This window comes from Kaistia sp. 32K (assembly GCF_016629525.1).
In the GTDB taxonomy this organism is placed as follows: domain Bacteria; phylum Pseudomonadota; class Alphaproteobacteria; order Rhizobiales; family Kaistiaceae; genus Kaistia.
In genome coordinates this window covers 97215-119952 of record NZ_AP024269.1, presented here as the reverse complement: position 1 = coordinate 119952, position 22738 = coordinate 97215, and the positions used below count along the sequence as shown (strand labels likewise).

The 22738-nt window shown below is 66.7% G+C and carries 20 protein-coding genes; 18 read left to right on the top strand and 2 right to left on the bottom strand.

What is annotated here, in order from left to right; all coding sequences use genetic code 11:
* Positions 1-347: 347 nt before the first annotated feature.
* Positions 348-1064: a LuxR family transcriptional regulator gene (locus tag K32_RS00505; protein ID WP_201402149.1), complete on the bottom strand. Its 717-nt coding sequence runs from the start codon at positions 1062-1064 to the stop codon at positions 348-350.
* Between the two features lie 490 nt (positions 1065-1554).
* Between K32_RS00505 and K32_RS00500 the strand changes: the two genes are divergently transcribed.
* The 9 genes from K32_RS00500 to K32_RS00460 all read left to right on the top strand — a co-directional run bounded on the left by K32_RS00500 (position 1555) and on the right by K32_RS00460 (position 9303).
* Positions 1555-1857: an urease subunit gamma gene (locus K32_RS00500; RefSeq protein ID WP_201402148.1), complete on the top strand. Its 303-nt coding sequence runs from the start codon at positions 1555-1557 to the stop codon at positions 1855-1857.
* Positions 1858-1895: 38 nt separating this feature from the next.
* On the top strand, positions 1896-2429 hold the full coding sequence (locus K32_RS00495) for an urease subunit beta (RefSeq protein ID WP_201402147.1): 534 nt from the start codon (positions 1896-1898) through the stop codon (positions 2427-2429).
* A 40-nt stretch (positions 2430-2469) separates the two neighbouring features.
* Positions 2470-4191: an urease subunit alpha gene (locus K32_RS00490; RefSeq protein WP_201402146.1), complete on the top strand. Its 1722-nt coding sequence runs from the start codon at positions 2470-2472 to the stop codon at positions 4189-4191.
* Between the two features lie 31 nt (positions 4192-4222).
* A complete protein-coding gene (gene ureE, locus K32_RS00485; protein WP_201402145.1) occupies positions 4223-4849 on the top strand; it encodes an urease accessory protein UreE in 627 nt (208 codons plus the stop codon).
* The gene (locus K32_RS00480; protein WP_201404284.1) at positions 4821-5549 is read left to right on the top strand and encodes an urease accessory protein UreF; all 729 of its coding nucleotides are present in this window, start codon (positions 4821-4823) and stop codon (positions 5547-5549) included. Before ureE ends, K32_RS00480 begins: the two co-directional genes overlap by 29 nt.
* A gap of 20 nt (positions 5550-5569) precedes the next feature.
* Complete coding sequence (ureG, locus tag K32_RS00475) at positions 5570-6205, top strand: urease accessory protein UreG (protein WP_201402144.1); 636 nt, start codon at positions 5570-5572, stop codon at positions 6203-6205.
* Positions 6205-7113 (top strand): urease accessory protein UreD, encoded by a 909-nt coding sequence (locus K32_RS00470; RefSeq protein WP_201402143.1) that lies wholly within the window; start codon positions 6205-6207, stop codon positions 7111-7113. Before ureG ends, K32_RS00470 begins: the two co-directional genes overlap by 1 nt.
* Before the next feature lie 71 nt (positions 7114-7184).
* Positions 7185-8207, top strand: coding sequence for an urea transporter (yut, locus tag K32_RS00465; RefSeq protein WP_201402142.1), 1023 nt, complete (start codon positions 7185-7187; stop codon positions 8205-8207).
* A 52-nt stretch (positions 8208-8259) separates the two neighbouring features.
* Positions 8260-9303 carry a hypothetical protein gene (locus K32_RS00460; RefSeq protein ID WP_201402141.1) on the top strand — a complete coding sequence of 348 codons (1044 nt, stop codon included), beginning with the start codon at positions 8260-8262 and terminating at the stop codon, positions 9301-9303.
* A gap of 63 nt (positions 9304-9366) precedes the next feature.
* On the opposite strand, the gene K32_RS00455 is transcribed toward K32_RS00460, so the two are convergent.
* Entirely contained in the window at positions 9367-11319 is a 1953-nt protein-coding gene (locus K32_RS00455) for an FUSC family protein (protein ID WP_201402140.1), read from the bottom strand.
* Between the two features lie 777 nt (positions 11320-12096).
* On the opposite strand from K32_RS00455, the gene K32_RS00450 reads away from it, so the two are divergent.
* The 9 genes from K32_RS00450 to K32_RS00410 all read left to right on the top strand — a co-directional run bounded on the left by K32_RS00450 (position 12097) and on the right by K32_RS00410 (position 22556).
* Complete coding sequence (locus K32_RS00450; protein ID WP_201402139.1) at positions 12097-12885, top strand: IclR family transcriptional regulator; 789 nt, start codon at positions 12097-12099, stop codon at positions 12883-12885.
* On the top strand, positions 12882-13769 hold the full coding sequence (locus K32_RS00445) for an amidohydrolase family protein (protein WP_201402138.1): 888 nt from the start codon (positions 12882-12884) through the stop codon (positions 13767-13769). Before K32_RS00450 ends, K32_RS00445 begins: the two co-directional genes overlap by 4 nt.
* A 17-nt stretch (positions 13770-13786) precedes the next feature.
* Positions 13787-15076, top strand: a complete 1290-nt coding sequence (locus K32_RS00440; RefSeq protein WP_201402137.1) for an aspartate aminotransferase family protein — start codon at positions 13787-13789, stop codon at positions 15074-15076.
* A gap of 370 nt (positions 15077-15446) precedes the next feature.
* Positions 15447-16778 (top strand): ABC transporter substrate-binding protein, encoded by a 1332-nt coding sequence (locus tag K32_RS00435; protein WP_201402136.1) that lies wholly within the window; start codon positions 15447-15449, stop codon positions 16776-16778.
* A gap of 127 nt (positions 16779-16905) precedes the next feature.
* Positions 16906-17820 carry a carbohydrate ABC transporter permease gene (locus K32_RS00430; RefSeq protein ID WP_244669757.1) on the top strand — a complete coding sequence of 305 codons (915 nt, stop codon included), beginning with the start codon at positions 16906-16908 and terminating at the stop codon, positions 17818-17820.
* Complete coding sequence (locus K32_RS00425) at positions 17817-18737, top strand: carbohydrate ABC transporter permease (RefSeq protein WP_201402135.1); 921 nt, start codon at positions 17817-17819, stop codon at positions 18735-18737. The genes K32_RS00430 and K32_RS00425 overlap by 4 nt, the downstream gene beginning before the upstream one ends.
* On the top strand, positions 18734-19786 hold the full coding sequence (locus K32_RS00420; protein WP_201402134.1) for a Gfo/Idh/MocA family protein: 1053 nt from the start codon (positions 18734-18736) through the stop codon (positions 19784-19786). Before K32_RS00425 ends, K32_RS00420 begins: the two co-directional genes overlap by 4 nt.
* The gene (locus tag K32_RS00415; protein ID WP_201402133.1) at positions 19783-21384 is read left to right on the top strand and encodes an amidohydrolase family protein; all 1602 of its coding nucleotides are present in this window, start codon (positions 19783-19785) and stop codon (positions 21382-21384) included. The genes K32_RS00420 and K32_RS00415 overlap by 4 nt, the downstream gene beginning before the upstream one ends.
* Before the next feature lie 23 nt (positions 21385-21407).
* Positions 21408-22556, top strand: coding sequence for an alanine racemase (locus K32_RS00410; protein WP_201402132.1), 1149 nt, complete (start codon positions 21408-21410; stop codon positions 22554-22556).
* Positions 22557-22738: the final 182 nt, after the last annotated feature.

Sequence of the window (22738 nt, the reverse complement as noted above, 5' to 3'; positions counted from 1 at the left end):
CGTCGAAGCGGGATTTCCGTCCGCGGTTCGCCGCCGGACGGGACCAGACATGATTCGGGGGGCGCTGCACAAGGAAACGGTGCAGGCCGGATATTCCCGCAACCTGGAAGGAAACGCCTCAATCGGCCGATCCCGCTGAGGCGGCTAACCTGCCCGCCGCGCCGCCGCACAAGCACGCCGCCGCACAAGTCCAGGCAAGCCCCTCACCCTGCCCTCTCCCGCAAGCGGGCGAGGGTTCTGGGCGGCGCGCTGCATCGACCTTCAGTCCCGCGACGACTGGCGCAGGCGCGCTCCCTCTCCCGCCTGCGGGAGAGGGTTGGGGTGAGGGCCCATCATGAACCACGCCCTCAGAGCGACCCGTAGATCGCCGCGGCCTGGGCGCGGGAGCCGACTTCGAGCTTCTTCAGGATCTCGATCACGTGATAGTCGACCGAGCGCTTGGACTGCCCGACGATCAAAGCGATTTCGGTGTTGGATTTCCCGTTGGCGACCCATTTCAGGATTTCGCGCTGCAGGGTCGAAAGCGACCGGACCTTGATGCCGCCGCCGGAGGCCTGCCCGGACATCAAACCGATCGCTGCCGCGCGCGACTTGGCCACCATGGCGATGATCGACGCGGCGTGCAGCACATCCGGGTCATGCGGGCGGTCGCCAAAGGACAGAAGCGTCAGCGCGCCCAGCTTTTCCGAGTCTCCCTGCAGCGGGATCGTCAATCCACCGAAAATACCGTTAAATTTTAAGTATTCGTAATAACCCATCTCGTTGCGGCTCTTCCAGCCGGGCCTTTGCCAAAGGAGAGGACCGGTACTGGTCGCGGCGTAGTCGAGCAGAGGGTCTTTGTCCGACCACCCGTCGCGCTCGTAGGCAACGAGATCATCATAGGACCAGTTGGTCAGGGTAGGTTCCGTCATGAATTCGCGCTTGGCGCTCTTTTCGAAAGCCAGATTGAAGCTGTCGAAACCGAGTGAGCGAACGGCTTCATGAATAGCCGCTTGCAACTCTTGCTTGTTACCCGCATTGCATATGCTGGAAACTGCCTTCGAGGTTAATTCGAGCAAGTGCAACGCAGGATGTTCCCGGGCTCAATTCTCAAAAAACACGAGATATCTATAATCTATACTTCAGACTATGGCCGTCAGTTAAAATATCACGGCAACTCCCGGTTGGCAACTGATCGGCCAAACGGGTTGATCCATCGCCATAGTCATCTCTATAGTAGGTATCCGGGGGTTGAAGGCGTCATCTCGTGACGTAATCTGCTTCCTATGGCCTTGATACAGGGCGATGCGGCCAGCATGGGGATTGCGCGCGTCCGCCCTGCTTTCGGGTTGTTGGAACCGACGATACATCGTATCGATCCTCGATGCGAAGCGGGTGGCGAGGATTGATCGGGGGATCATTCAAGGATTCGACGGCTCGAGCGACAGTGTCGTCCCGGATCTTCCACGAACTCCCCGGCCTGCAATAGATTGTCACATGCCCGAAGCACTCTATGCGCAAGCATAGTTCGAAGTCGGCCAGCGTAGATTTGCTGCAACAAGTTTGGAGACGACGATGCATTTGACACCGCGAGAGTTTGACAAACTCATCATTCACACGATGGCGGACGTCGCTCTCAAGCGGAAGGCCAAGGGCCTGAAGCTCAATCATCCCGAGACGGTCGCTGTGCTCTGCCACTACGTGCTCGAGGGCGCGCGCGAGGGCAAGACCGTCGAGGAAGTCATGGACGGCGCCCGCCACGTCCTCACCGTCGACGACGTGATGGATGAGGTTCCGGCCATGCTCGGCATGATCCAGGTCGAGGCCGTCTTCACCGATGGCAGCCGCCTCGTGAGCCTGCACAGCCCCATCGTCTGATCGTCCTTCAGGCCGTCACATCGTTTCAGGAGGTTGCCATGGCCAAGAAATCGACAACCACGCCCGCCGACGCCCCGAAGGCCGCGGCTGCCGCCGCTCCGGCGAGCGCTGCGAAGACTTCAGCTGCTTCGAAGACTCCCGCTGCGGCGAAGCCGGCTCCCACGGCGCCCGGCGGCTATGTCGTCGCGCCCGGCTCGATCGAGATCAATGTCGGTCGCCCGCGCACCACGCTCACCGTCCGCAACACCGGCGACCGCCCGGTGCAGATCGGGTCGCATTTCCACTTCTTCGAAGTAAACCGCTATCTCGAGTTCGACCGCGCCGCCGCCTTCGGCCAGCGCCTCGACATCCCCGCCAACACGGCGGTTCGCTTCGAGCCCGGCGACGAGAAGGAAGTGACGCTGGTCCCCTATGGCGGCAAGCGCTTCGTCTACGGCTTCAACAATCTGGTCGATGGCTGGACCGGATCCGGGCCGACGCCCGACTACACGCCTAACAAGAACCATTCGATCGCGAAGGCCGAAGAACTCGGCTTCAAGTCGCGGGCCCAGACAGCCAAGCCCGCGAAGTGACCGTTCGTTCTTCCCATCCCGATTTCAAAGGTACGGCGTCATGACCCAGATATCTCGCCAGCAATATGCTGACCTGTACGGTCCGACCACGGGCGACAAGATCCGCCTCGGCAACACGAACCTCTATGTCCAGATCGAGCAGGATCTGCGCGCCGTCTATGGCGACGAACTGCAGTATGGCGGCGGCAAGACGCTTCGCGACGGCATGGGTTCCGAGAACCAGCTGACCCAGGAAGCCGGCTGCCTCGACCTCGTCATCACCAACGTCACCGTGCTCGAGCCGACGCTCGGCGTCGTCAAGGCCGACGTCGGCATCCGCAACGGCCGCATCGTCGGCCTCGGCAAGGCCGGCAATCCCTCGACCATGGACGGCGTCACGCCCGGCCTCGTCACCGGCGCCTCGACCGACGCGATCTCGGGCGAGCACCTGATCCTGACCGCCGGCGGCATGGACACCCACGTCCACTACATCTCGCCGCAGCAGGTCTATGCCGCGCTTTCGAACGGCATCACCACCGTCTGGGGCGGCGGCATCGGCCCGGTCGACGGCAGCAACGGCGTCACGACCACCAATGGTCCGTGGAACCTCGAGATGATGCTGCGCGCCGTCGAGGGCCTGCCGATCAATATCGGCCTGCTCGGCAAGGGCAACTCGACGGGCAAGGGCCCGATGATCGAGCAGCTGCATGGCGGCGCCGCCGGCTTCAAGGTGCACGAGGACTACGGCGCCACGCCGTCGGCCATCCGCGCCTGCCTTTCCGTCGCCGACGACTATGACGTCTCGGTCGCCGTCCACACCGACACGCTGAACGAATCCGGCTATGTCGAGGACACGATCGCCGCGTTCGACGGCCGCACGATCCACACCTTCCACAGCGAGGGCGCCGGCGGCGGTCACGCGCCGGACCTTCTGAAGGTGGTCGGCCAGGGCAACGTCCTGCCGAGCTCGACCAACCCGACCCTGCCATGCGGCAAGAACTCGGTCGCCGAGCTCTTCGACATGATCATGGTCTGCCACAACCTGAACCCGAAGATCCCGTCCGACGTCGCCTTCGCCGAAAGCCGCGTCCGCTCGGAGACGATCGTGGCGGAGAGCGTGCTGCACGACCTCGGCGCGATCTCGATGATCGGCTCGGACTCGCAGGCCATGGGCCGCATCGGTGAGAATTTCCTGCGCGCGCTGCAGACCGCCGACGCCATGAAGGCGGCGCGCGGCCAGCTCGACGAGGATGCGCCGGACCACGACAATTTCCGCGTGCTCCGCTACATCGCCAAGGTCACGATCAACCCGGCGCTGACCGCGGGCCTCGCGCATGAGATCGGCTCGATCGCGCCCGGCAAGTTCGCCGACCTGGTGCTCTGGGAGCCGGCTTTCTTCGGCGCCAAGCCGAAGATGGTGCTGAAGGGCGGCTTCGTCGCCTGGGCCAACATGGGCGATCCGAACGCCTCGCTGCCGACGCCGCAGCCGATGTACTACCGGCCGATGTTCGGCGCCTTCGGCAGCGCACTGCCGAAGAGCTCGATCACCTTCGTCTCGCGCGCCGCGTATGACGACAAGATCGGCGAGAAGCTCGGCCTGCAGCGCAACATCGCTGCCGTCTCCGGCACGCGCACGCTCGGCAAGCACCACATGGTGCGCAACGACTACCTGCCCAATATCGACGTCAACCCGGAGACTTTCGCGGTGACGATCGACGGCAAGCACGTCACCGTTGACCCGCCGACGAGCATTTCGCTGAACCAGCTCTATTTCTTCAGTTGATCGCCTGCGTTTCCGCGCAGCAGAGGCACGCATGATACTTATTGAAAGCACGCTCGGTAACGTTCGGGATCCCCAGTGGGTCGCCGCTCTCGAGGGAGCGACGATCGACTGGCTCGAACTGGACCAGTGGGAAGCGCAGAAGAGCCGGCTCCGCAAGGCGACGCTCGGCGAAGTCGAGCTGGCCCTTTCGCTCGACCGCAATTCGCACCTGCATGATGGCGACGTCCTGATCTGGGACGAAGCGAAGCGCGCGGCCGTCGTCGCGCGCATCACGCTGCGCGAAGTGATGATCATCGACCTCCAGGAGGTCGTCGGTGAGCACGTCGAGAAGATGGTCCAGACCCTGTTCGAGCTCGGCCATGCCCTCGGCAATCAGCACTGGCCGGCCGTCGTCAAGGGCACCAAGGTCTATGTGCCGCTGACGGTCGACAAGAAGGTCATGAACTCGGTCATGAAGACGCACGCCCTGCCCGGCGTTCGTCATGAATTCATGCCCGGCTCGGACGTGATCCCCTATCTGGCGCCGCATGAATCGCGCCGGCTGTTCGGTGGCGCGAGCGACACGCCGCATTCGCATCACCACGCGTCGAAGGACAGCCATGGCCATGACCACTCGCATGGTCATTCCCATGGCCATTCGCACGACCATGACCACTGAGGCCGAATCCGGCCGGTCCCTGTCGGAGCTCCTCTATCTGCTTCAGTTCGCCGACTCGGCCCTTCCTGTCGGCGGTTTCTCGTTCTCCAACGGACTGGAAACCGCCATTCAGGAGGGGATCGTCGACGGCCCGGCCACCTTGCGCGCCTACACCGAGACAGCGATGTGGCAGGCCGCCACCAGCGACGGTGTGGCGGTGCTTTGCGCCCATCGGGCGGTCGAGGCCGGCGACGTCGACGAACTGCTGCGCATCGATCGGCTGACCTATCAGCGCAAGCTGAACGAGGAGACGCGCCTGATGACGGTTCGCATGGGCAAGAAGCTCTGCGAGCTGTCGTCGGGAATGATCGAGGCGGAGCTGCCGCGCGACTGGTTCCAGCGCATCAAGCGTGGCGAGACGCCCGGCACCCATCCGGTCAGCCTCGCCATCACGCTGGCCACGCTCGGCGCCAATCGGCGCGACGCGTTCGGCGTGCATCAATATGGCGTCGGAAACGGCGTGCTGAGCGCGGCGCTTCGCCTGATGAGGATCTCGTTCGTCGATACCCAGAAGATCCTACTGGACGTCGTCGATCAGGTCGGTCCGGTCTATGACCGGGTCGCCGACGCCGAGATCGACGAGATGGCAAGCTTCGCTCCGATTGTCGACATTCTCGCGGCGGTGCACGTCAAGGGTCACGTGCGCATGTTCATGAACTAACAAGGTAGCTGGATAGCACTATGAAAAAGATCCCCCGGATTGGAATTGGTGGCCCTGTCGGTTCCGGCAAGACCGCCATCATCGAGGCGATCACGCCAGTGCTGGTGAAGCTCGGCTATCGCATCCTGGTCATCACCAACGACGTCGTGACCACGGAAGACGCCAAGCACGTGCAGCGCACGCTGCGTGGCATCCTGCTCGAGGAGCGCATCATCGGCGTCGAGACGGGCGGCTGCCCGCACACCGCCGTGCGCGAAGACCCCAGCATGAACCTCGCCGCCGTCGAGGAGATGGAAGAGAAGTTCCCCGATTCCGACCTCGTCCTGATCGAGAGCGGCGGCGACAACCTGACGCTGACCTTCAGCCCGGCGCTGGTCGACTTCTTCATCTACGTGATCGACGTCGCCGCCGGCGACAAGATCCCGCGCAAGAACGGCCCGGGCGTCAGCCATTCCGACATCCTGGTCATCAACAAGACCGATCTCGCCCCCTATGTCGGCGCCAGCCTGCAGGTCATGGACGACGATTCCCGCATGATGCGCGGCAAGAAGCCGTTCGTCTTCACGAACTGCAAGACCAATGAGGGCATCGAGGAGCTGACCAACCTCATTCGTCAGAACCTCCTGTTCGAAACCACCGACAAAGCCGAGGCCTGATGTTCAGCGACGCCAAGGAACTGGGGGCCTACCAGGACGAACCCCCGCAGCTGCCGAGCGGTTCCTTCGGTAAGAACGCATTCTTGCGGCTCGGTTTCGAACCGGGTCCGCATCGAAGCGTCCTTCGCACCCTGCACCGGCGCGCGCCGCTGATCGTGCAGCAGGCCTTGTACTGGGATGAGGAGATGCCGGGCCTGCCCTGCATCTCCATCATCTCCAATGCCGGCGGCATCCTGCAGGGCGATCGCAACGTCATCGAGATCGACCTGGCGACCGACGCGCAGGCGCATGTCACGACGCAGTCGGCCACGCGCATCCACGAGATGGACGCGAACTACGCCAGCCAGACCCAGACGCTCACCTTGGCGGAAGGGTCCTACCTGGAATACATCTCGCGGCCGATCATCCCGCAGAAGAACTCGCGCTTCATCCAGTCCACCAAGATCTCGATCGATCCGACCGCCACCCTGATCTACTCGGAGATCATGATGCCGGGCCGGAAGCACTACCGCGACGGCGAGATCTTCCAGTACAAGCTGTTCTCGTCGACGATCGAGGCGGCAAGGCCGGACGGAAACTCGCTGTTCACGGAGAAGTTCATCCTCGAGCCCGAAGTCCACGCTCTGGCGCGGATGGGAATGATGGGTGACTTCCATGTCTTCGGCAACGTCGTCGTGCTGACGCCGAAGGACAAGGCCGACGCGCTGTTCGATGCGATCACGCCGGCTTTCGACCGCGAGAACGAGATCGCCTACGGCGCCAGTCGCCTGCCCAACGACGCGGGCATCATCTTCAAGGTGCTGGCGATGGAATCCGCGCCGGTGATGGCGAAGATCCGCGAATTCTGGTCGGAGGCCCGCGAGATCGTCACGGGCCACAAGGTGCCGGAGAACTTCCTGTGGGCGTGAGCCCGCGGGCCTGAGACGACCCGCCGGCCGGGGGGCCGGCGGCAACCCGCATCAGATGTCAGGGGGCCGAAATGTCGGATGCACTCTCCACTTGGACGAACGCCGCCTCGAAGAACCCTGTCCTGCGGTTCATCGACATCAACCTTCGCGGCGCCGGCCAGGTCATCTTCCAGAACAACCCGCTGACCGGCCTGTTCTTCCTTGCCGCGATCGTCTGGGGCGCCATTGCCGGCGGCCAGATCGACATCGCCATCGGCGCGGTCGTGGCGCTCGTCATCGCGACCGTCACCGCCATCATCCTCGAGGCCGATGAAGCCACGCTCCAACAGGGCCTGTTCGGCTTCAACGGCGTGCTCGTCGGCGCCGCCGTGCCGACCTTCCTGGCGGACGGCGCGGCCATGTGGTTCATCCTGGTCGTCGGCGCCGCCGTCTCGACCGTCGTGATGCTGGCCGTCTCCAAGGTCATGAAGACCTGGGAAACCCCCGCCCTCACCTTCCCCTTCGTGCTGACGACCTGGTTCCTCGTCCTCGGCGCCTATTCGTTCGGCCATCTGCCGATCGCCTCGATGGGCCCGCCGGCGCTGCCGCACGCCGTGGCGGCGACCGGCGCCGAGCCGGCGCTGACGGCGGTCGATCTGTTCGTCGCCTGGCTCAAGGGACCGGCGCAGGTCTTCCTGATCAACAATCCGGTCAGCGGCGTGCTGGTGCTCGTCGGCCTGCTTATCAGCTCCCCCTTCGCGGCGCTGTTCGCGGCACTCGGCGCCGCCGTGGCGCTCGCCGTGTCGCTCGTGCTCGGCGCCAGCCTCGGCTCGGTGACGGCCGGCCTCTACGGCTTCAGCGCCGTGCTGACGGCGGTGGCGCTCGGCGCGGTGTTCTACGCGCCGTCGCTCCGGGTCACGCTGTTCGCGCTGCTCGGGACGATCTTCACCGTCCTGGTGCAGGGCGCGCTGGACGCGGCGATCGCGCCCATCGGCATCCCGACCTTCACGGCGCCGTTCGTGTTCGTGACCTGGCTGTTCCTGCTGCCGAAGGCCGATCTGAAGCCGCATCCGCACGGCCGGATGCAGGGCGGGCTGTTCGCCAAGAAGCCGTGACGCCCGCGCTTCGCAATCCACCTGTCCGCTAACCTTCATCGGGGGATCCACGGTGCTCGCGCTCCAAATCCTTGCAGGCCTTGGGGGCGTTGCCCTGCTCGTCCTGTATTTCCGCTCTATCGTCGTCGTCGCGCTCTTGAATTCGAAGGCCGACGACTTCGTCGAGCGAGGCGCCCGCCGAGCCGCGATCGCCATCGTGCACCGCTTCATTCCCCCCGAGGCGACGCATGTCGAGATCCAGCGGCGGCAGGCCTGGGTCATGCCGCTCTTCGTCCTGATCTCGGTGGTGATCTGGTTCCTGATGGTCCAGTTCGCCTTCACCGGCATCCTCTGGAGCCTTCGGATCGAGCCGGAATTCTGGCGCGCGCTCAGCTCCAGCGGCTCGGCGCTCAGCACGCTCGGCTATCTGACGCCCAGCAATCTGATCGGCGAGTATCTGGCGGTGTTCCAGGCCGCGATCGGCCTCGCCATCGTCATGCTGCTCTTCACCTTCGTCCCGGGCTACCAGGCCTCCGTGCAGGCGCGCGAGAGCCGCGTCGGCTGGCTCTATGCCCGCACCGACGACAGCCCGAACGCCGAGCGCTACGTCACATGGCTGCTGGCCGAGCAGCAAGGCGGCGCGATCCACCAGCGCTGGGAGGACTGGGAGGACTGGTTCCGCGCGCTGCGCGAGACGCACACGCTGGCGCCCATCCTGAGCTACGTGCCGGCGATCTACCGGGGCAAGACCTGGATCGTCTCTTCGGCGACCGTGCTCGACGCCGCCACGGCGGCGATCGCCTGCCTCGCCTCCAAGACACCGTCGGAAGTGCGCCTCTGCCAGGCCGAAGGAATCACGACGATGCGCGTGATCGCGCACGCGCTCGGCGCCAGCGAAAAGGTCTCGAAGCCGGAGACGCTTCCCGGCACCGCCGATGATTTCAACGGCATCTACGATGCCTTCGTCCGCGCCGGCCTGCCGGTGAACCCGGACCGGGCCGCCTGCCTCCAGGCCTATTCCACCATGCGGGCGGAATACATGCCCCACCTGCACCAGATCGCCACCGCGACCCTGACGCCGGTGACGCTGCTGTCCGATACCGGCCGCAAGATCTGACGCCCAACCGGTTGGCGTAGTCTCGACGCGGACCGGCATCCCATTCCCAGCGGAGTCCGGACCCTAGCGCGCCGGCTCCAGCATCCTGGTCAGCTGGTCGAGCTCGAGGTCGATCTCGCGGAACGCCGCGTCGCCATCTGCGGCCGGCTTGCCCGGCTCCGCGACCGGCGCATGCTTCGCCGGCGCCTCGGCTCCCAGCAATTTCAGCACCGCGACGCGCGGTTCGACGGCGGCGGGATCGAGCGTGATCGCGCCGGTCGCGTTCTGCTGCGCCAGCCGGGTGATGCGATCGCAGAGACGCTCCGCCTCGACGACGACCGGGAACCAGGCGGCGGCCTCGCGGCTCGCCGGCGGCGGCTCGGCGATCGCCCGCTGCAGCGTCGTGCGGACATTGGAGAGGCTGCTATAGGCCGCCATCGTCGCCATCAGCAGCGCCGACCGCGAGGCCGGAAGCTCGGCCTCGTCGGCGGGGACGGGAGCCGCGGCCGCCCGCAGATAGGCGGCGGAGGCGCTCATCGCCTTGGTGAAGGAAGCGAGGATCTGGGTGCCCGGGTCGCGCGGCCAGACCAGATAGCCGAAGACCAGCGCGATCGCCGATCCGATCAGCGTGTCGACCAGGCGCTGCGGGCCGAAATCGACAGTTGCCCCCGGCACCGTCATGTCGATCAGGATCAGCACGAGCGGCGTCAGCACCGCGCATTGCATCGCATAGCTGCGCTGGCCGGCGGCCGGGATCACGGCGCCGAGCACGCCCATGCTGGCCAGCAGCCACCAGCCCTTGGGGATGAAGGTCAGCAGGACGACGCCGATGGCGACGCCGACGATCGTGCCCAGCGAACGCTGCACGGCGCGCACAAAGACCGAGCCGAAATCCGGCTTCAGCACGATCACGACGCAGAGCGGGATCCAGTAGGACCGGGCGCCGCCGAGAATGTCCTGCACGGCGAAGGCGATGCCGAGGCAGAGCGCCAGCTGCAGCGCCGAGACGACGACGTCCTGTCCGAGCGCCAGCCGCGCCGCCAGCGCGCGCAGCCGCGTGGCGAGATCCGGGACCGGCGCGGCGGCCGCCTTGGCGCGCGCCCTGCGCGCCGGGCGCGGCGGCACGGTGTCGGGCCAGAGGCTGTCGGCGAGGTTGTCGACCCTGCCGCCCAGCCCGCTCGCTTCCGGCAGGTCGGCCGGGCGCTTCGGCCGTCCGTGCCCCTTCCGCACCGCCGTCGCGATCTCGTCGAGATAATGCGCGATGCCGTGCAGCTCGGCCGGGTCGAAGCCGCCCGCGACGATGCCCGAGAAGACCAGGTCGGCGCTCGCCAGCACGACCGCGTGCCGATCGGTCTCCGGCGTGCTTCCCTCGTCCGCCAACCGGGTCTGCAGCAGCCCGGAATAGGCCTTGAGCATCGCGTCGGTCACGTGGCGGCGCTGCTGCTCCAGCGGGGTCGCGAGCGACGCCGCCGATTTCTCCTGCGCCGGCTGGGCGGCACTCCTGGCGAGCTGCGCCAGCGCATGGAAGAGCTGCGCCAGCGCCGCCCGCTCCGGCATGCGCCGATCGAAGGCCGCCTCTATCGCCAAGAGCAACGCCGCATAGAGGGCGCCGGAAGCGAACAGCAGCGGCGGCACCCAGATCGAGCCGGATGCATGGCCGGCGGCGATGACGGCGAGAATGAGCATCTGCATGGCGCCGGTGGAGTAGGTCGCGCCATAGCCGCTGATCAGGCCGGAGACCAGGCCGAGCCCGATCAGCAGCATCAGCGTTAGGGGCCCGTGCCCGGCCACCAGCGCGCCCAGCACGAAGCCCGTCATGGCGATCGGCACGATGATCAGGAAGCTGCGGAAACGGGCCCGATAGGGATCGGACCGCACCTTGACCGAGTTCAGCAGCGCGCCGAGGGCGACGAGGAGCGACGCCTCCAGCTGCCCGACGAGGAGGCCGATCGCCAGCGGCACCGTCACTGCCAGCGCGGTGCGGATGGAATGACGCCAGGGCCAGGCCGACTTGGGATTGAGGCGGGTCAGGTTCACGAGCCATCCGGCCGGCTTATGCGTCAATGGTCTCAGTCCCCGTCCAACCGCCGCGCGACCGCGCGCCGGCCGCAATGCTGCAATCCACAGTCCCTTCAAATAGTTGGAAACGGTCGGCTGAATCAACCGCAGGTCGATCTCCGGCCATTTGGTCGCGCCGGGATAAGCGACGGCGCTGCGGCGATCGCGGACGGACAGGCGTGGACGGCGTGCGGCGCCTGTTGAGCCCGGCGGACGGGGCTGGTAGGACGGCGCATCCGCTGCCGCCGTCCAGCGGCCATCGAGGAAGCCGCCCTGTCCCGCACCGACGAACTGAAAGCAGCCCTGATCGCCGAAGGCATCGATACGGCCATCGCGGAAGCGATCGCCGCCGCGGCGGCGGAGCTGCCGCCGCCCCGGGTCAGCACGCCGGAAGAAGTCGCCGCCCGCCGCGCCGAGCGCCTCGAACGCATCGCCCGCGAGAAGGCCGACGGCACCCGCCGCGCCGACGGCTCGAAGATCCAGCCGGACTGATCGCCCGCGCCTCGGCGCCGGCACCCTTCTGAAATCCCTCTGAATTCCCTGCCGCTGCGCCATCCCGGCGGGTGCCTTGTCTCGTCTCCAACGATGGGCCGATCCGATGCCGGCTGTCCGCCGGCGGCTTCCAGACGCCCCAACCGTTCGCTGACGTCGCAACACAACGCAACGCCGTCCGCGCCGCGACACATGCCGTCGCGGCTTGACACGCTTTTTCGTCGCTCCTAGTCTAATTTACTGAATAAATCAGGAATTCATTAGATGAATTCTTCATCTGAAGATCGTTATGCTATCCGCTCCGTCGACCGGGCCCTCGACATCATCGAGTGCGTTGCCGGCCAGAACGGCGCGCTCACCGTCGACCAGATCACCGAGGCGACCGACCTGCCGAAGAGCACCGTCTTCCGCGTGCTGGCGACGCTGACGGCGCGCCAGTTCGTCGATCGCGATCCCCGCACGCAGACCTATCGGCTCGGCACGCTGGCGCTCGTCGTCGGCGCCCGCGCGCTCGGCGATCTCGACATCCGCCGCGTGGCGCGCCGCCATATCGAGCAGCTGATGGCCGAGAGCGGCGAGACGGTGCATCTCGCCGTGCTGAGCCAGGCGAGCGCGCTCTGCATCGACAAGATCGACAGCACCCGCTCGGTGCGCATGTCGTCCTTCGTCGGCTTCCGCGATCCGCTCCATTGCAGCGGCGTCGGCAAGGCGCTGCTCGCCTTCCAGGACGACGCGGCGCAGCAGACGCTTATCGCCGGCATGACGCTGGAGCCGCGCACCCCGCACACGATCACCGACCGCGCGGCGCTCGCCGAGCAGCTGAGCCGGATCCGGGAAAACGGCTTCGCCACCGATGTCGAGGAGATCGAGGAAGGGCTCTGCTGCATCGCCGCGCCGATCCGCGATCACTCCGGCAAGGCGATCGCCGGCGTCAGCATCTCGGGCCCGACCACGCGGGTCCACGCCGACACCTTCGCCACCCTCATTCCGCTCGTCAAAGCCTGCGCCGATTGGATCTCGCGCGATCTGGGCTTCCAGGGAGAGAAGACATGATCATCGACGTCCACTCGCACACGCCGCAGTTTCGCGGCGCGATTCCCGCCGAGCTGCGCCGGACCAATCCGAAATGGCGGCCCGATCGCGCGGTCGAATCCGTCTACAACTGGGAAGAATTCCTGGAAGCGCAGCAGCCGGCCGACAAGTCGATCGTCTTCGGCATCGCCTGGCAGCCGAACGAGCCGACCGGCAGCGTCAACGGCGCCAACGAGCCGGGCGATGTCGCCGTCGGCGTCAACGACGCCACCTCGGCCTTCGTCCGCGCCCATCCCGACCGGCTGATCGGCTTCATGTCGGTGCATCCGCATGATCCGCGCTGCCTGGAGGAGCTGGAGCGCGGCGTCGGCGACCTCGGCCTCAGGGGCATCAAGCTCGGCGCCAACTACCAGAACTTCGACCCGTTCGAGAGCCGCGCCCTCGCCGTCTTCCGCGAGGCGGAGAGGAAGGGCCTGCCGATCCTGCTGCACATGGGCACGTCGCCCGTCCGCATGGCGCCGATCCGCTACGCCCACCCGCTCGTCATCGACGAGATCGCGGCGCGCTATCCGGACCTGAAGATCATCATGGCCCATCTCGGCCATCCCTGGACGGTCGATACGGCGGTGGTCGTGCGCAAGCACCCCAACGTCTATGCCGACCTCTCCGGCCTCTTCTACCGGCCCTACAGCTTCTACGACAGCCTGATCAAGGCAACCGAGTGGAACGTGCTCGACAAGCTGCTGTTCGCCTCCGACTACCCGATCACAACGCCTGCCGAGACCATCCACGGCCTCCGGACCGTCAACGCGATCGTCGAGGGCACGAAGTTCCCGCGCGTACCGGAGGACAAGATCGAACAGATCATCCATCGCGACAGCCTCGCGCTGCTCAACCTCTCCTGAAGAAGATCGGCGATCCGATGCTCGATACGAAGACGACCCGACTGACCGAACGCGCCACCGCGGTGATCCCCGGCGGCGTCAACTCCGCCAGCCGCCGCCTCGCCGTGCCGACCGCCTGGGAATGGGCCGAAGGCGCCTATATCCGCGACGTCGACGGCAGGACCTATCTCGACTACCACGCCGCCTTCGGGCCGATCGTGCTTGGCCACAACGATCCCGGCGTCAACGCAGCCGTCGCCGAGGCGCTGAAGGGCATCGACATGGTCGGCCTCGGCATCACAGAGGCCGAGGTGCGGCTGGCCGAAAAGGTGGTCGAACACGTCCCCTCGGCCGAGATGGCGCTGACGTTTTCGACCGGTTCGGAAGCGACCTACATGGCGGTACGGCTGGCGCGCGGCATCACCGGAAGGCAGAAGCTGATCAAGTTCCAGGGCACCTTCCACGGCTGGCACGACTACCTGCTGATGAACATCGCGAGCCCGGCCGACAAGATCGGCCACAAGGATCCGGGCTCGGCCGGCCAGCTCGCCAACGCCATCGACAACACCATCGTCGTCCGTTTCAACGACCTCGACGCCGTCGAACAGGCGATCGCCGCCAATCCCGGCGAAATCGCCGCCATCTTCCTCGAGGCGATCCCGCACAATATCGGCTGCGTGCTGCCGACGCTGGAATTCGTTAGAGGACTTCGCCGTCTCTGCGACGCGCATGGCATCGTGCTGGTCTTCGACGAGGTGATCACCGGCTTCCGCCACGGCCTCGGCGGCTATCAGGCGAAGCTCGGCGTGACGCCGGACCTGACCACCATGGCGAAGGCGATCGCCAACGGTTACCCCTGCGCCATCGTGGCGGGAAAGCGCGATCTCATGCTGCAATACAACACCGCGCCGGGCGGCAAGGTGTTCGTCGGCGGCACCTATAACGGCCACCCGGTCGGCACGGCGGCAGCCCTCGCCACCATCGCGGCGCTGGAGGACGGCACCGTGCACGAGCGCACCTTCCGGCTCGGCGAGCGCGTGCGAACGGGGCTGCAGGAAATCGCCGACCGGCTCGGCATCCCCATGCAGGTTGCCGGCTACGGCTCCGTCTTCACGCCCTATTTCATGACCGGCGCGATCGACCGCTACGAGGACCTGCTCGCCAACGACAACGCCCGCGACGTCGCCTTCCGGGCCGGCATGGTCCAGCGCGGCATCTTCATGCTGCCGGTGCCCTTGAAGCGCAACCACATCAGCGCCGCCCATACCGAGGCGGAGATCGACCGCACGCTGGAGACGGCGGAGGAAGTGCTGAAAACCTTCGTCTGAAAGGCGCGAGGTTTATTTCATGAGCAATAATATACGTTGATATTTGATAGCGGCTGCCATGGCGTGTTACACCACGTCATGACGGGCCGGATCGACGGCCAGCAGGGTTGACGGATAAGGGCAGAGGGGCCCTCCGGCGACCGGCCGACCAGCGGAATTCGAGGAGCGGGAACAACCATTCATTGCGAGCCACGGCGGCGCTTCAGGGCGCCGGCAACGCGGCCACGATCAGCTCCGGATCACGAACGACCGGGTCCCGAAAGGCGGATGACACGCCTGCGGGACCAGGGACGACGGCGGTGAGGGCCAATGCCCGAACCCCGACAATTGTCCAAGCGGGTTCAACACCATCCACGGGAAGGGGTTTAGTATGAAATCCAAGAATGCAGCGGCAGGCGGGCTCGACCGGCGCGCCTTTCTGAAGGCCGGCGGCGCCACGGCGCTGGCGGCGATCCTGGCCCCCGGCCTCGCCGGACGCGCCGAGGCGGCCTTTTCCGGCTCGCTCGACATGCTGGCCTGGGACTTCCAGCCCGATACCATCAAGAAGCTCGTCGGCGAATGGACAGCCAAGGGCAATCCGGCCGTCAACGTCGCCGTCATCCCCAATCTCGGCTTCTCGCCGGCGCTGCAGACGCGCCTGCGCGGCGGCGACGCGATCGATCTCTTCTACAACTTCGCCTACAACTCGCAGAAATTCGTCGACCAGGGCTGGGCCGCCAAGCTGAACGGCCTTCCCGGCGTCGACGACATGGTCGCCGACATGTACGAGAGCGCCAGGCCCGCCTATGTCAACGCGGCCGGCGACATCATCAGCGCGCCCTATTTCTCCGCCGTGCACATGATGCACTACAACGACCGGATGCTGAAGGAAGCCGGCATCGCCGCCGCGCCGCAGACGCTGAAGGAAATCCACGACGCCTCGAAGATCCTCAAGGACAAGAAGATCGTCGAGAACCCCTATGTCGCCTACTGGGTGAAGGAATTCTGCGAGGAATACCTGCACACCTACCTGCTGAACGAGGGCATCACCGCGTTCGACGCCGCCGGCAAGCCCGTCTTCGCCGACGATCCGAAGACCGAGGGCGTCTTCGAGTGGTGGCAGACCATGTACCAGGACGGCCTGGCGCCGAAGTCGGTGCTGAACGACGATCCGGGCAAGCTGTCGAACCAGATGGCGCAGGGCGACGCCGCCTTCTTCGTGCTGCACCACTATTTCCTGTCGTCGATCCGCAGCCTGAACGGCCCGGAATCGGCCAATGTCATGCAGGGCCCGATCGGTGGTTCCAACCACACCTTCCAGATCGGCGAAGTGCTGCAGCTCGGCCAGATCGCCGACGAGGAACGCCGCAACGCCGCCTGGGACCTGATGAAGTTCTATGGCTGGAAGGATTCGGCCGGCAAGTTCACCGTCTTCAACCAGTGGGCCAAGGCCGCCGGCCTCGCCGCGCCCTATCCGGGCTTCTTCACCGATCCGGACGTCATCGCCGCCTTCCCGGACTATTTCGACCTGCCGATGATCTCGAAGACCTTCGAGACCGGCTCCAAGGTCGTGCCGGCCCGCACGCTCCCCTGGTATCCGGACTTCCAGGCCAAGGTCGGCGACGTCGTGCACGCCCTACTGCTCGGCCAGGCGACGCCGAAGAAGACGGTCGAGGACCTGACCGCGGCGGCCAACTCCGCCCAGAAGGGCCGCAGCCTCTAAGGCTTCCGCGCCTCCCCTCTCGCCCCGGCGGGAGGGGAACCGAAACGCGGAACGGAGGACGGGATCGGCCGGCAGGCCCGCTCCCGCCCCCGTCAAAATCCCCTGATATTGCCCGAAGGAAGCGACCTTGGCGGCCTCCCCCATTTCCAGCGGCGCCCTGACGCGCGGCGACAGGCTGTTCGGTTTGAAGCTGACGGCGCCGGCCGGGATCATCCTCGCCGCGCTGCTGCTGGTGCCGACCGTCCTCACCGTCCTCTACAGCCTGCACGACGTGCCGGCCAACGGCCGCAGCCTCGGCCCGTTCGTCGGGCTGGAGAACTACACCATCGTGCTCGGCAGCCAGGTGTTCTGGCGCTCGGCCTGGGTCACCTTCGTCTTCTCGCTCGGCTTCGTCGTGTTCTCGACGCTGATCGGGCTCGCGATCGCGCTGCTGCTGAACCAGCGCTTCATCGGCCGCGGCCTCGCCCGGGCGCTGCTGATCATTCCGTGGGCGACGCCCTGGCTCGTCATCGGCATCCTGTGGAAGTGGTTCGCCGACGGCAGCGTCGGCGGCCTCAACGCCGTGCTCCTGATGCTCGGCGCCACCACCGAATATTACGACTTCCTCGCCGATCCGAACTCCGCGCTCGTCATCACCATCGTCGCGGCGGTGTGGCGGCAGGCGAGCTTCGCCGGCATCCTGCTGCTCGCCGGCCTGCAGACGCTCCCCGACGATCTGAACGAGGCCGCCTCGCTCGACGGCGCCGGCGTCTTTCAGCGCTTCCGCAACATCACCCTGCCCTGGCTCAAGCCCGCGCTGGTCACCGTCACGGTGCTCAACGTCATCTACGCCTTCCTGCAGTTCGACGTGATCTTCGCCATGACCCAGGGCGGTCCCGGCGACGCGACGCAGGTGCTGTCGATCCTGATCTATCGCCAGCTCTTCGGCGTCACCCAGATCGGCCTCGGCTCGGCGCTCGCGGTCATCCTCGGCTTCGTCGCGCTCGCCGGCGGGCTCCTCACCGTCAAGCTGCTCTATCGTGCGGAAAGGCAACCGGCATGAGCGACATCGCCCTCTCCCGCGCGCCGCGCCGGCGCGGCAAGGCCGCCACCGCCGCCGGCCTCCAGCGCAGCACCACCGCGACGGTCATCCTCTATCTCTGCGTCGCAATCTTCGCCGTCTGGATCCTGCTGCCGGTCTGGTACCTGGTCGTCTCCAGCCTGATCACCCCGTCGCAGCTCGGCGTGAAGCCGTTCCCGATGGTGCCGTCCAGCATCACCTTCGACAACTACCTGTCGGTGTTGACCGGCGCGACCGGCTCGACCGGCTTCGGCAGCACCGACATGGGCTCGCGTCTGCTGCCGGCGATCGGCCAGAGCTTCTTCGTCTCGTCGGTGCTGGTGGTGCTCAACCTCGTCATCGCCGGCATCGCCGCCTATGGCCTGTCGCGCTATCCGTTCTCCGGCTCGCGCCTGTTCGAGCTCTCGATCATCGTCTCGCGCGTCGTGCCGGCGATCGCCATCATCGGCCCGTTCTTCGTCGCCTTCCGCGTCGTCGGCATCCTGAACACGCCCTGGGCGCTGATCATCAGCTACAACGTCTTCACGCTGCCGCTCGCGATCATGATCCTGAAGAACTACTTCGATCAGATGCCGCGCGAGATCGAGGAGGCGGCCAAGATCGACGGCGCCTCGCGGCTCCAGACGCTCTGGATCATCATCGTGCCGATCGCCCGCCCCGGCCTCGTCGCCGCCGGCGTGCTGATCTTCCTCGAGTCCTGGAGCGAGTTCTTCTATTCGCTGGTGCTCACCAACCAGCTGACCGTGCCGCCGCTTCTGGCCGGCTTCCAGTCGGTGCAGCAGTTCAACTGGAACTCGCTCGCCGCCGCCACCGTAATGTCGATGATCCCGCCCGTCGTGCTGGTCGTCATCTTCCAGCGCCACGTCGTCGGCGCGCTGACCGCCGGAGCCGTGAAATGACGAAGCCCATCCGCGCAGGCGTCATCAGCGCCGGCGCCTGGTCGCAGTCGAGCCATCTGCCGACGCTCGCCGCCGATCCCGACGTCGAGATCGTCGCCCTGTCGAGCCCGAATGGCGAGACGGCAAAGACTCTTGCCGCCGAATTCGACGTGCCGCTCGCCTTCACCGACTGGCACGACGTGCTCAAGGAGAAGCCCGACATCGTCGTCGTCTCCAGCCCGCCGGTGGCGCATGAGGAGCAGGTGATATCAGCTCTCGAAGCCGGCGCGCATGTGCTGGTCGAGAAGCCTTTCGCGCTCGAGGCCGGCGCCGCGCGGCGCATGCGCGATACGGCAACGCGCGTCGGCCGCGTGCTGCTCGTCGGCTTCGGCTGGCCGGCCGCGCCCTGCTTCGCGCTGTCGAAGAAGCTGATCGACGCCGGCGAGATCGGCGCGGTCGAGCAGATGACCATGCATCTCGCCGTCAACACGCGGGCCCTGCTGATGGGCGGCACCGATGGCGGCTGGGGCGGCGCCGGCAATTCCGACGCCTCGACCTATACCGACCGCAAGATCTCCGGCGGCGGCTCGGCCGCCGTCTCGATGTCGCACCAGCTCGGCCTGATCGAATGGCTGGCCGGCGAGCCGATCGTGGCGCTTTCCGCCAGCACCTATCCGGCCGGCCACGAGATCGACCTGCACGCGACCGTCAACGCCGAGTTCGCCGGCGGCGGTTCGGCGGCGATCAGCAGCGCCTCGACCCATCCCTACCTGGCGCGGCCGCAATGGCACATGGCGCTCTATGGATCGAAGGGCCAGACATGGCTCGATTCCGTCGCCGACCACGTCCGCCTGGTGCGGGCGAATGGCGACGTCGTGGAGTTCGGCGAGGCGGACGCCTCCGGCCTCTATGATTCCGGCGCCCCGACCAAGGCACTGATCGCCTGCGCGCAAGGTTCCCCCGCGCCCACGGGACTTACGGCACAGCTCGCGGCCCATGTGGTCGCCGTCACGGACGCCATCTACGAGAGCGCCCGCACCGGACAGAAGATACGGATCCCCACAGAATGACTACTGAGACCACGCTGTTTTCCGGCGGCATCATCGTCGACGGCCTCGGTTCCGATCCCGTGCGCGGCGACGTGCTGGTTCAAGGCGATCGCATCGTCCGGATCACTGACGGCAGCGAGACGCTCGAAGCCGACCGCACGATCGCCATCGACGGGCTGATTATCGCCCCCGGCTTCATCGACATGCACACCCATTCCGACCTGCAGGTGCTGGTCCAGCCGGACCACACCTCGAAGATCACGCAAGGGGTGACGACCGAGGTGCTCGGCCAGGACGGCCTGAGCTACGCGCCGATCGACGAGGCGACGCTGGCCGAGCTCCGCGCCCAGCTCAAGGGCTGGAACGACGACCCGCCCGGCTTCGACTGGAACTGGCGCTCGGTCGCCGAATATCTGAAGCGGCTCGACGGCAACACCGCCGTGAACACCGCCTATCTGGTGCCGCACGGCAATCTGCGCATGCTGGTGATGGGCAACGCCCCCCGCCTCGCCACGCCGGACGAGCTGGAGCAGATGAAGGCGCTGCTGCGCACCGCGCTCGAGGAAGGGGGCGTCGGCCTCTCGACCGGCCTCACCTACGTCCCGGCGATGTATTCCGACACCGACGAGTTGGTCGCGCTCTGCGAGATCGTCGCCGAATATGGCGGCTTCTACTGCCCGCATCACCGCAACTACGGCCTCGACGCGCTCGGCGGCTACCGCGAATGCTTCGAGATCGCCCGCCGCTCCGGCGTCGCGCTGCATCTCGCCCACACGCATCTCTCCTTCGAGTGCAATCGCGGCAAGCTGCCGGAGCTTCTGAAGATGCTCGACGACGCCATCGCCGACGGCGTCGACCTGACCTTCGACAGCTACCCCTATCTCGCCGGCATGACGACGCTCCTCTCGCAATTGCCGAGCTGGGCGCTCGCCGGCACCGGCGAGGAGCAGATGGCGCGGCTGCGCTCGCCGGAAGATCGCGCCAGGATCATCGAGGCGCTGGATGTCACCGGCTCGGACGGCCACCAGGGCCTGACCGTCAACTGGTCGACCGTGCATGTCGTCGGCACGCCCGGCGCGCCCGAGCTCGAATGGGTGATGGAGAGCGATCTCGCCACCGCCGCCGCCAAGGCCGGCAAGAAGCCGGCCGAGTTCGCGCTCGACATCCTCGTCGCCACCGAACGCAGCGCGCCTTGCGTCTTCTTCATCGGCCATGAAGAACATGTGCGCGCGCTGATGCAGCGCGACGAGCACACGGTCGGCAGCGACGGCATTCTCGTCGGCGACCGGCCGCACCCGCGCTCCTGGGGCACGTTCCCGCGCATGCTGGAAACCTATGTGCGCGAGGAAAAGGTCCTGACCCTCGCCGAATGCGTCCGCCACATGACCAGCACGGCGGCGAACCGGCTGCGCCAGCGCGATCGCGGCCGCATCGTCGAGGGCGCCAAGGCCGATCTCGTCGTCTTCGACCACATGACGGTCAAGGCCCACGCCACCTACGAAGTGCCGCGCCAGGCGGCCTCCGGCATCTTCCACGTGATGGTGAACGGCGAGCTGGCGCTGGAAAACGGCGTCATGACTGGCAGCCGCGCCGGCCGCGTCATCCGCATGCCGTCCTGATCGAAACTCCACAGGTACAGAACATGTCCGCCCCCTCCGCTCCCGCCGCCTCCGCCTGGACCGACATCCCGGTCGCCACCCCCGGCCTCGTGCTCGACCGCGACATACTCGACCGCAATCTCGACGAGATGGCCGCGATCGCCCGCTCCGCCGGGGTCGAGCTATTCCCGCATGCCAAGACCCACCGCATGGCCGAGGCCGGCCGCCGCCAGATCGCGCGCGGCGCGCATGGGCTCTGTGTCGCCAAGCTGGGCGAGGCCGAGGCCTTCGCCGATGCCGGCATCGAGCGCCTCTTCGTCGCCAACCCGATCTTCGGCGCCGAGAACGGCGCCCGCGCGCTGGCGCTCTCCCGCCGCGCCGACACGCTGTTCGCGACCGACAGCGTCGACGCCGCCGCGAGCATCGGCGCCGTCTTCGCGGCGGCGGGCGAAACCGCACGCATGATGCTGGCGATCGATTCCGGCCTCGGCCGCGAGGGCGTCTCGCCGGCCAAGGCGCCTGCCGTCGCCAAGGCGATTCACGCGGCGGCGGGCGTCGAGCTGGTCGGCATCTACACGCATGAAGGCAGCACCTACGGCGCCAAGGACCGCGCCGACCTCGAGGCGCGCGCCGTCGCCGCCGGCGAGGCGATGGTCGCCGTCGCCGAGGCGATCCGCGCCGAGGGCATTCGGCTGCCGATCGTCTCGCTCGGCGCCTCGGCCTCGGCCCGCGCCGTCGCCCATGTGCCAGGCGTCACCCAGATCCGTCCCGGCATCTACGCCTTCAACGATGTCGGCCAGGTCGCGCTCGGCAATGCGACGCTCGACACGGTCGCGGTGCGCGTCATCGGCACGGTCGTCAGCCATCCCGATCCCGACCGCGCCTGCATCGACGCCGGTTCGAAGTCGCTCTCGACCGATCTGGTGCCCGCCGCAGCCCACCGCGACGAATATCCCGGCATGGGGCTGATCGTGAACGCGCCCGGCTGGGTGATCGAGAAGATGTCGGAAGAGCATGGCTGGCTGCGCTGGCACGGCGCGGGCGAGCCGACGCCGCTGCCGGTCGGCACGCGGCTGGAGATCGTCCCCAACCATGTCTGCATGGCCTTCGCCATGCTCCGCCGCGCCGCCGTCCTCAAGGACGGTGCGGTAGCCGAGACCTGGGAAGGTTTCGGGCCGGGCTCGTCGGAGTAGCGGGGACCAGCGCTGGAGCGCAGCCGATCCCCTCTCCCATAGGGAGAGGTCGGAGCGAAGCTCCGGGTGAGGGGTTGAGGCCTCTCCGGATGGGTCTGAACCCCTCACCCGCCGGCCTGCGGCCGTCGACCTCTCCCTATGGGAGAGGTGAAGAACAGCGCCCGGTTTCTGGGCTCAGAGAT

Excerpts from the sequence above, each read along its gene's own strand:
- K32_RS00500 (WP_201402148.1), top strand. The coding sequence starts at position 1,555 with ATGCATTTGACACCGCGAGAGTTTGACAAACTCATCATTCACACGATG.
- K32_RS00495 (WP_201402147.1), top strand. The coding sequence starts at position 1,896 with ATGGCCAAGAAATCGACAACCACGCCCGCCGACGCCCCGAAGGCCGCG.
- K32_RS00490 (WP_201402146.1), top strand. The coding sequence starts at position 2,470 with ATGACCCAGATATCTCGCCAGCAATATGCTGACCTGTACGGTCCGACC.
- ureE (WP_201402145.1), top strand. The coding sequence starts at position 4,223 with ATGATACTTATTGAAAGCACGCTCGGTAACGTTCGGGATCCCCAGTGG.
- K32_RS00480 (WP_201404284.1), top strand. The coding sequence starts at position 4,821 with ATGGCCATTCGCACGACCATGACCACTGAGGCCGAATCCGGCCGGTCC.
- ureG (WP_201402144.1), top strand. The coding sequence starts at position 5,570 with ATGAAAAAGATCCCCCGGATTGGAATTGGTGGCCCTGTCGGTTCCGGC.
- K32_RS00470 (WP_201402143.1), top strand. The coding sequence starts at position 6,205 with ATGTTCAGCGACGCCAAGGAACTGGGGGCCTACCAGGACGAACCCCCG.
- yut (WP_201402142.1), top strand. The coding sequence starts at position 7,185 with ATGTCGGATGCACTCTCCACTTGGACGAACGCCGCCTCGAAGAACCCT.
- K32_RS00450 (WP_201402139.1), top strand. The coding sequence starts at position 12,097 with ATGAATTCTTCATCTGAAGATCGTTATGCTATCCGCTCCGTCGACCGG.
- K32_RS00445 (WP_201402138.1), top strand. The coding sequence starts at position 12,882 with ATGATCATCGACGTCCACTCGCACACGCCGCAGTTTCGCGGCGCGATT.
- K32_RS00440 (WP_201402137.1), top strand. The coding sequence starts at position 13,787 with ATGCTCGATACGAAGACGACCCGACTGACCGAACGCGCCACCGCGGTG.
- K32_RS00435 (WP_201402136.1), top strand. The coding sequence starts at position 15,447 with ATGAAATCCAAGAATGCAGCGGCAGGCGGGCTCGACCGGCGCGCCTTT.
- K32_RS00425 (WP_201402135.1), top strand. The coding sequence starts at position 17,817 with ATGAGCGACATCGCCCTCTCCCGCGCGCCGCGCCGGCGCGGCAAGGCC.
- K32_RS00420 (WP_201402134.1), top strand. The coding sequence starts at position 18,734 with ATGACGAAGCCCATCCGCGCAGGCGTCATCAGCGCCGGCGCCTGGTCG.
- K32_RS00415 (WP_201402133.1), top strand. The coding sequence starts at position 19,783 with ATGACTACTGAGACCACGCTGTTTTCCGGCGGCATCATCGTCGACGGC.
- K32_RS00410 (WP_201402132.1), top strand. The coding sequence starts at position 21,408 with ATGTCCGCCCCCTCCGCTCCCGCCGCCTCCGCCTGGACCGACATCCCG.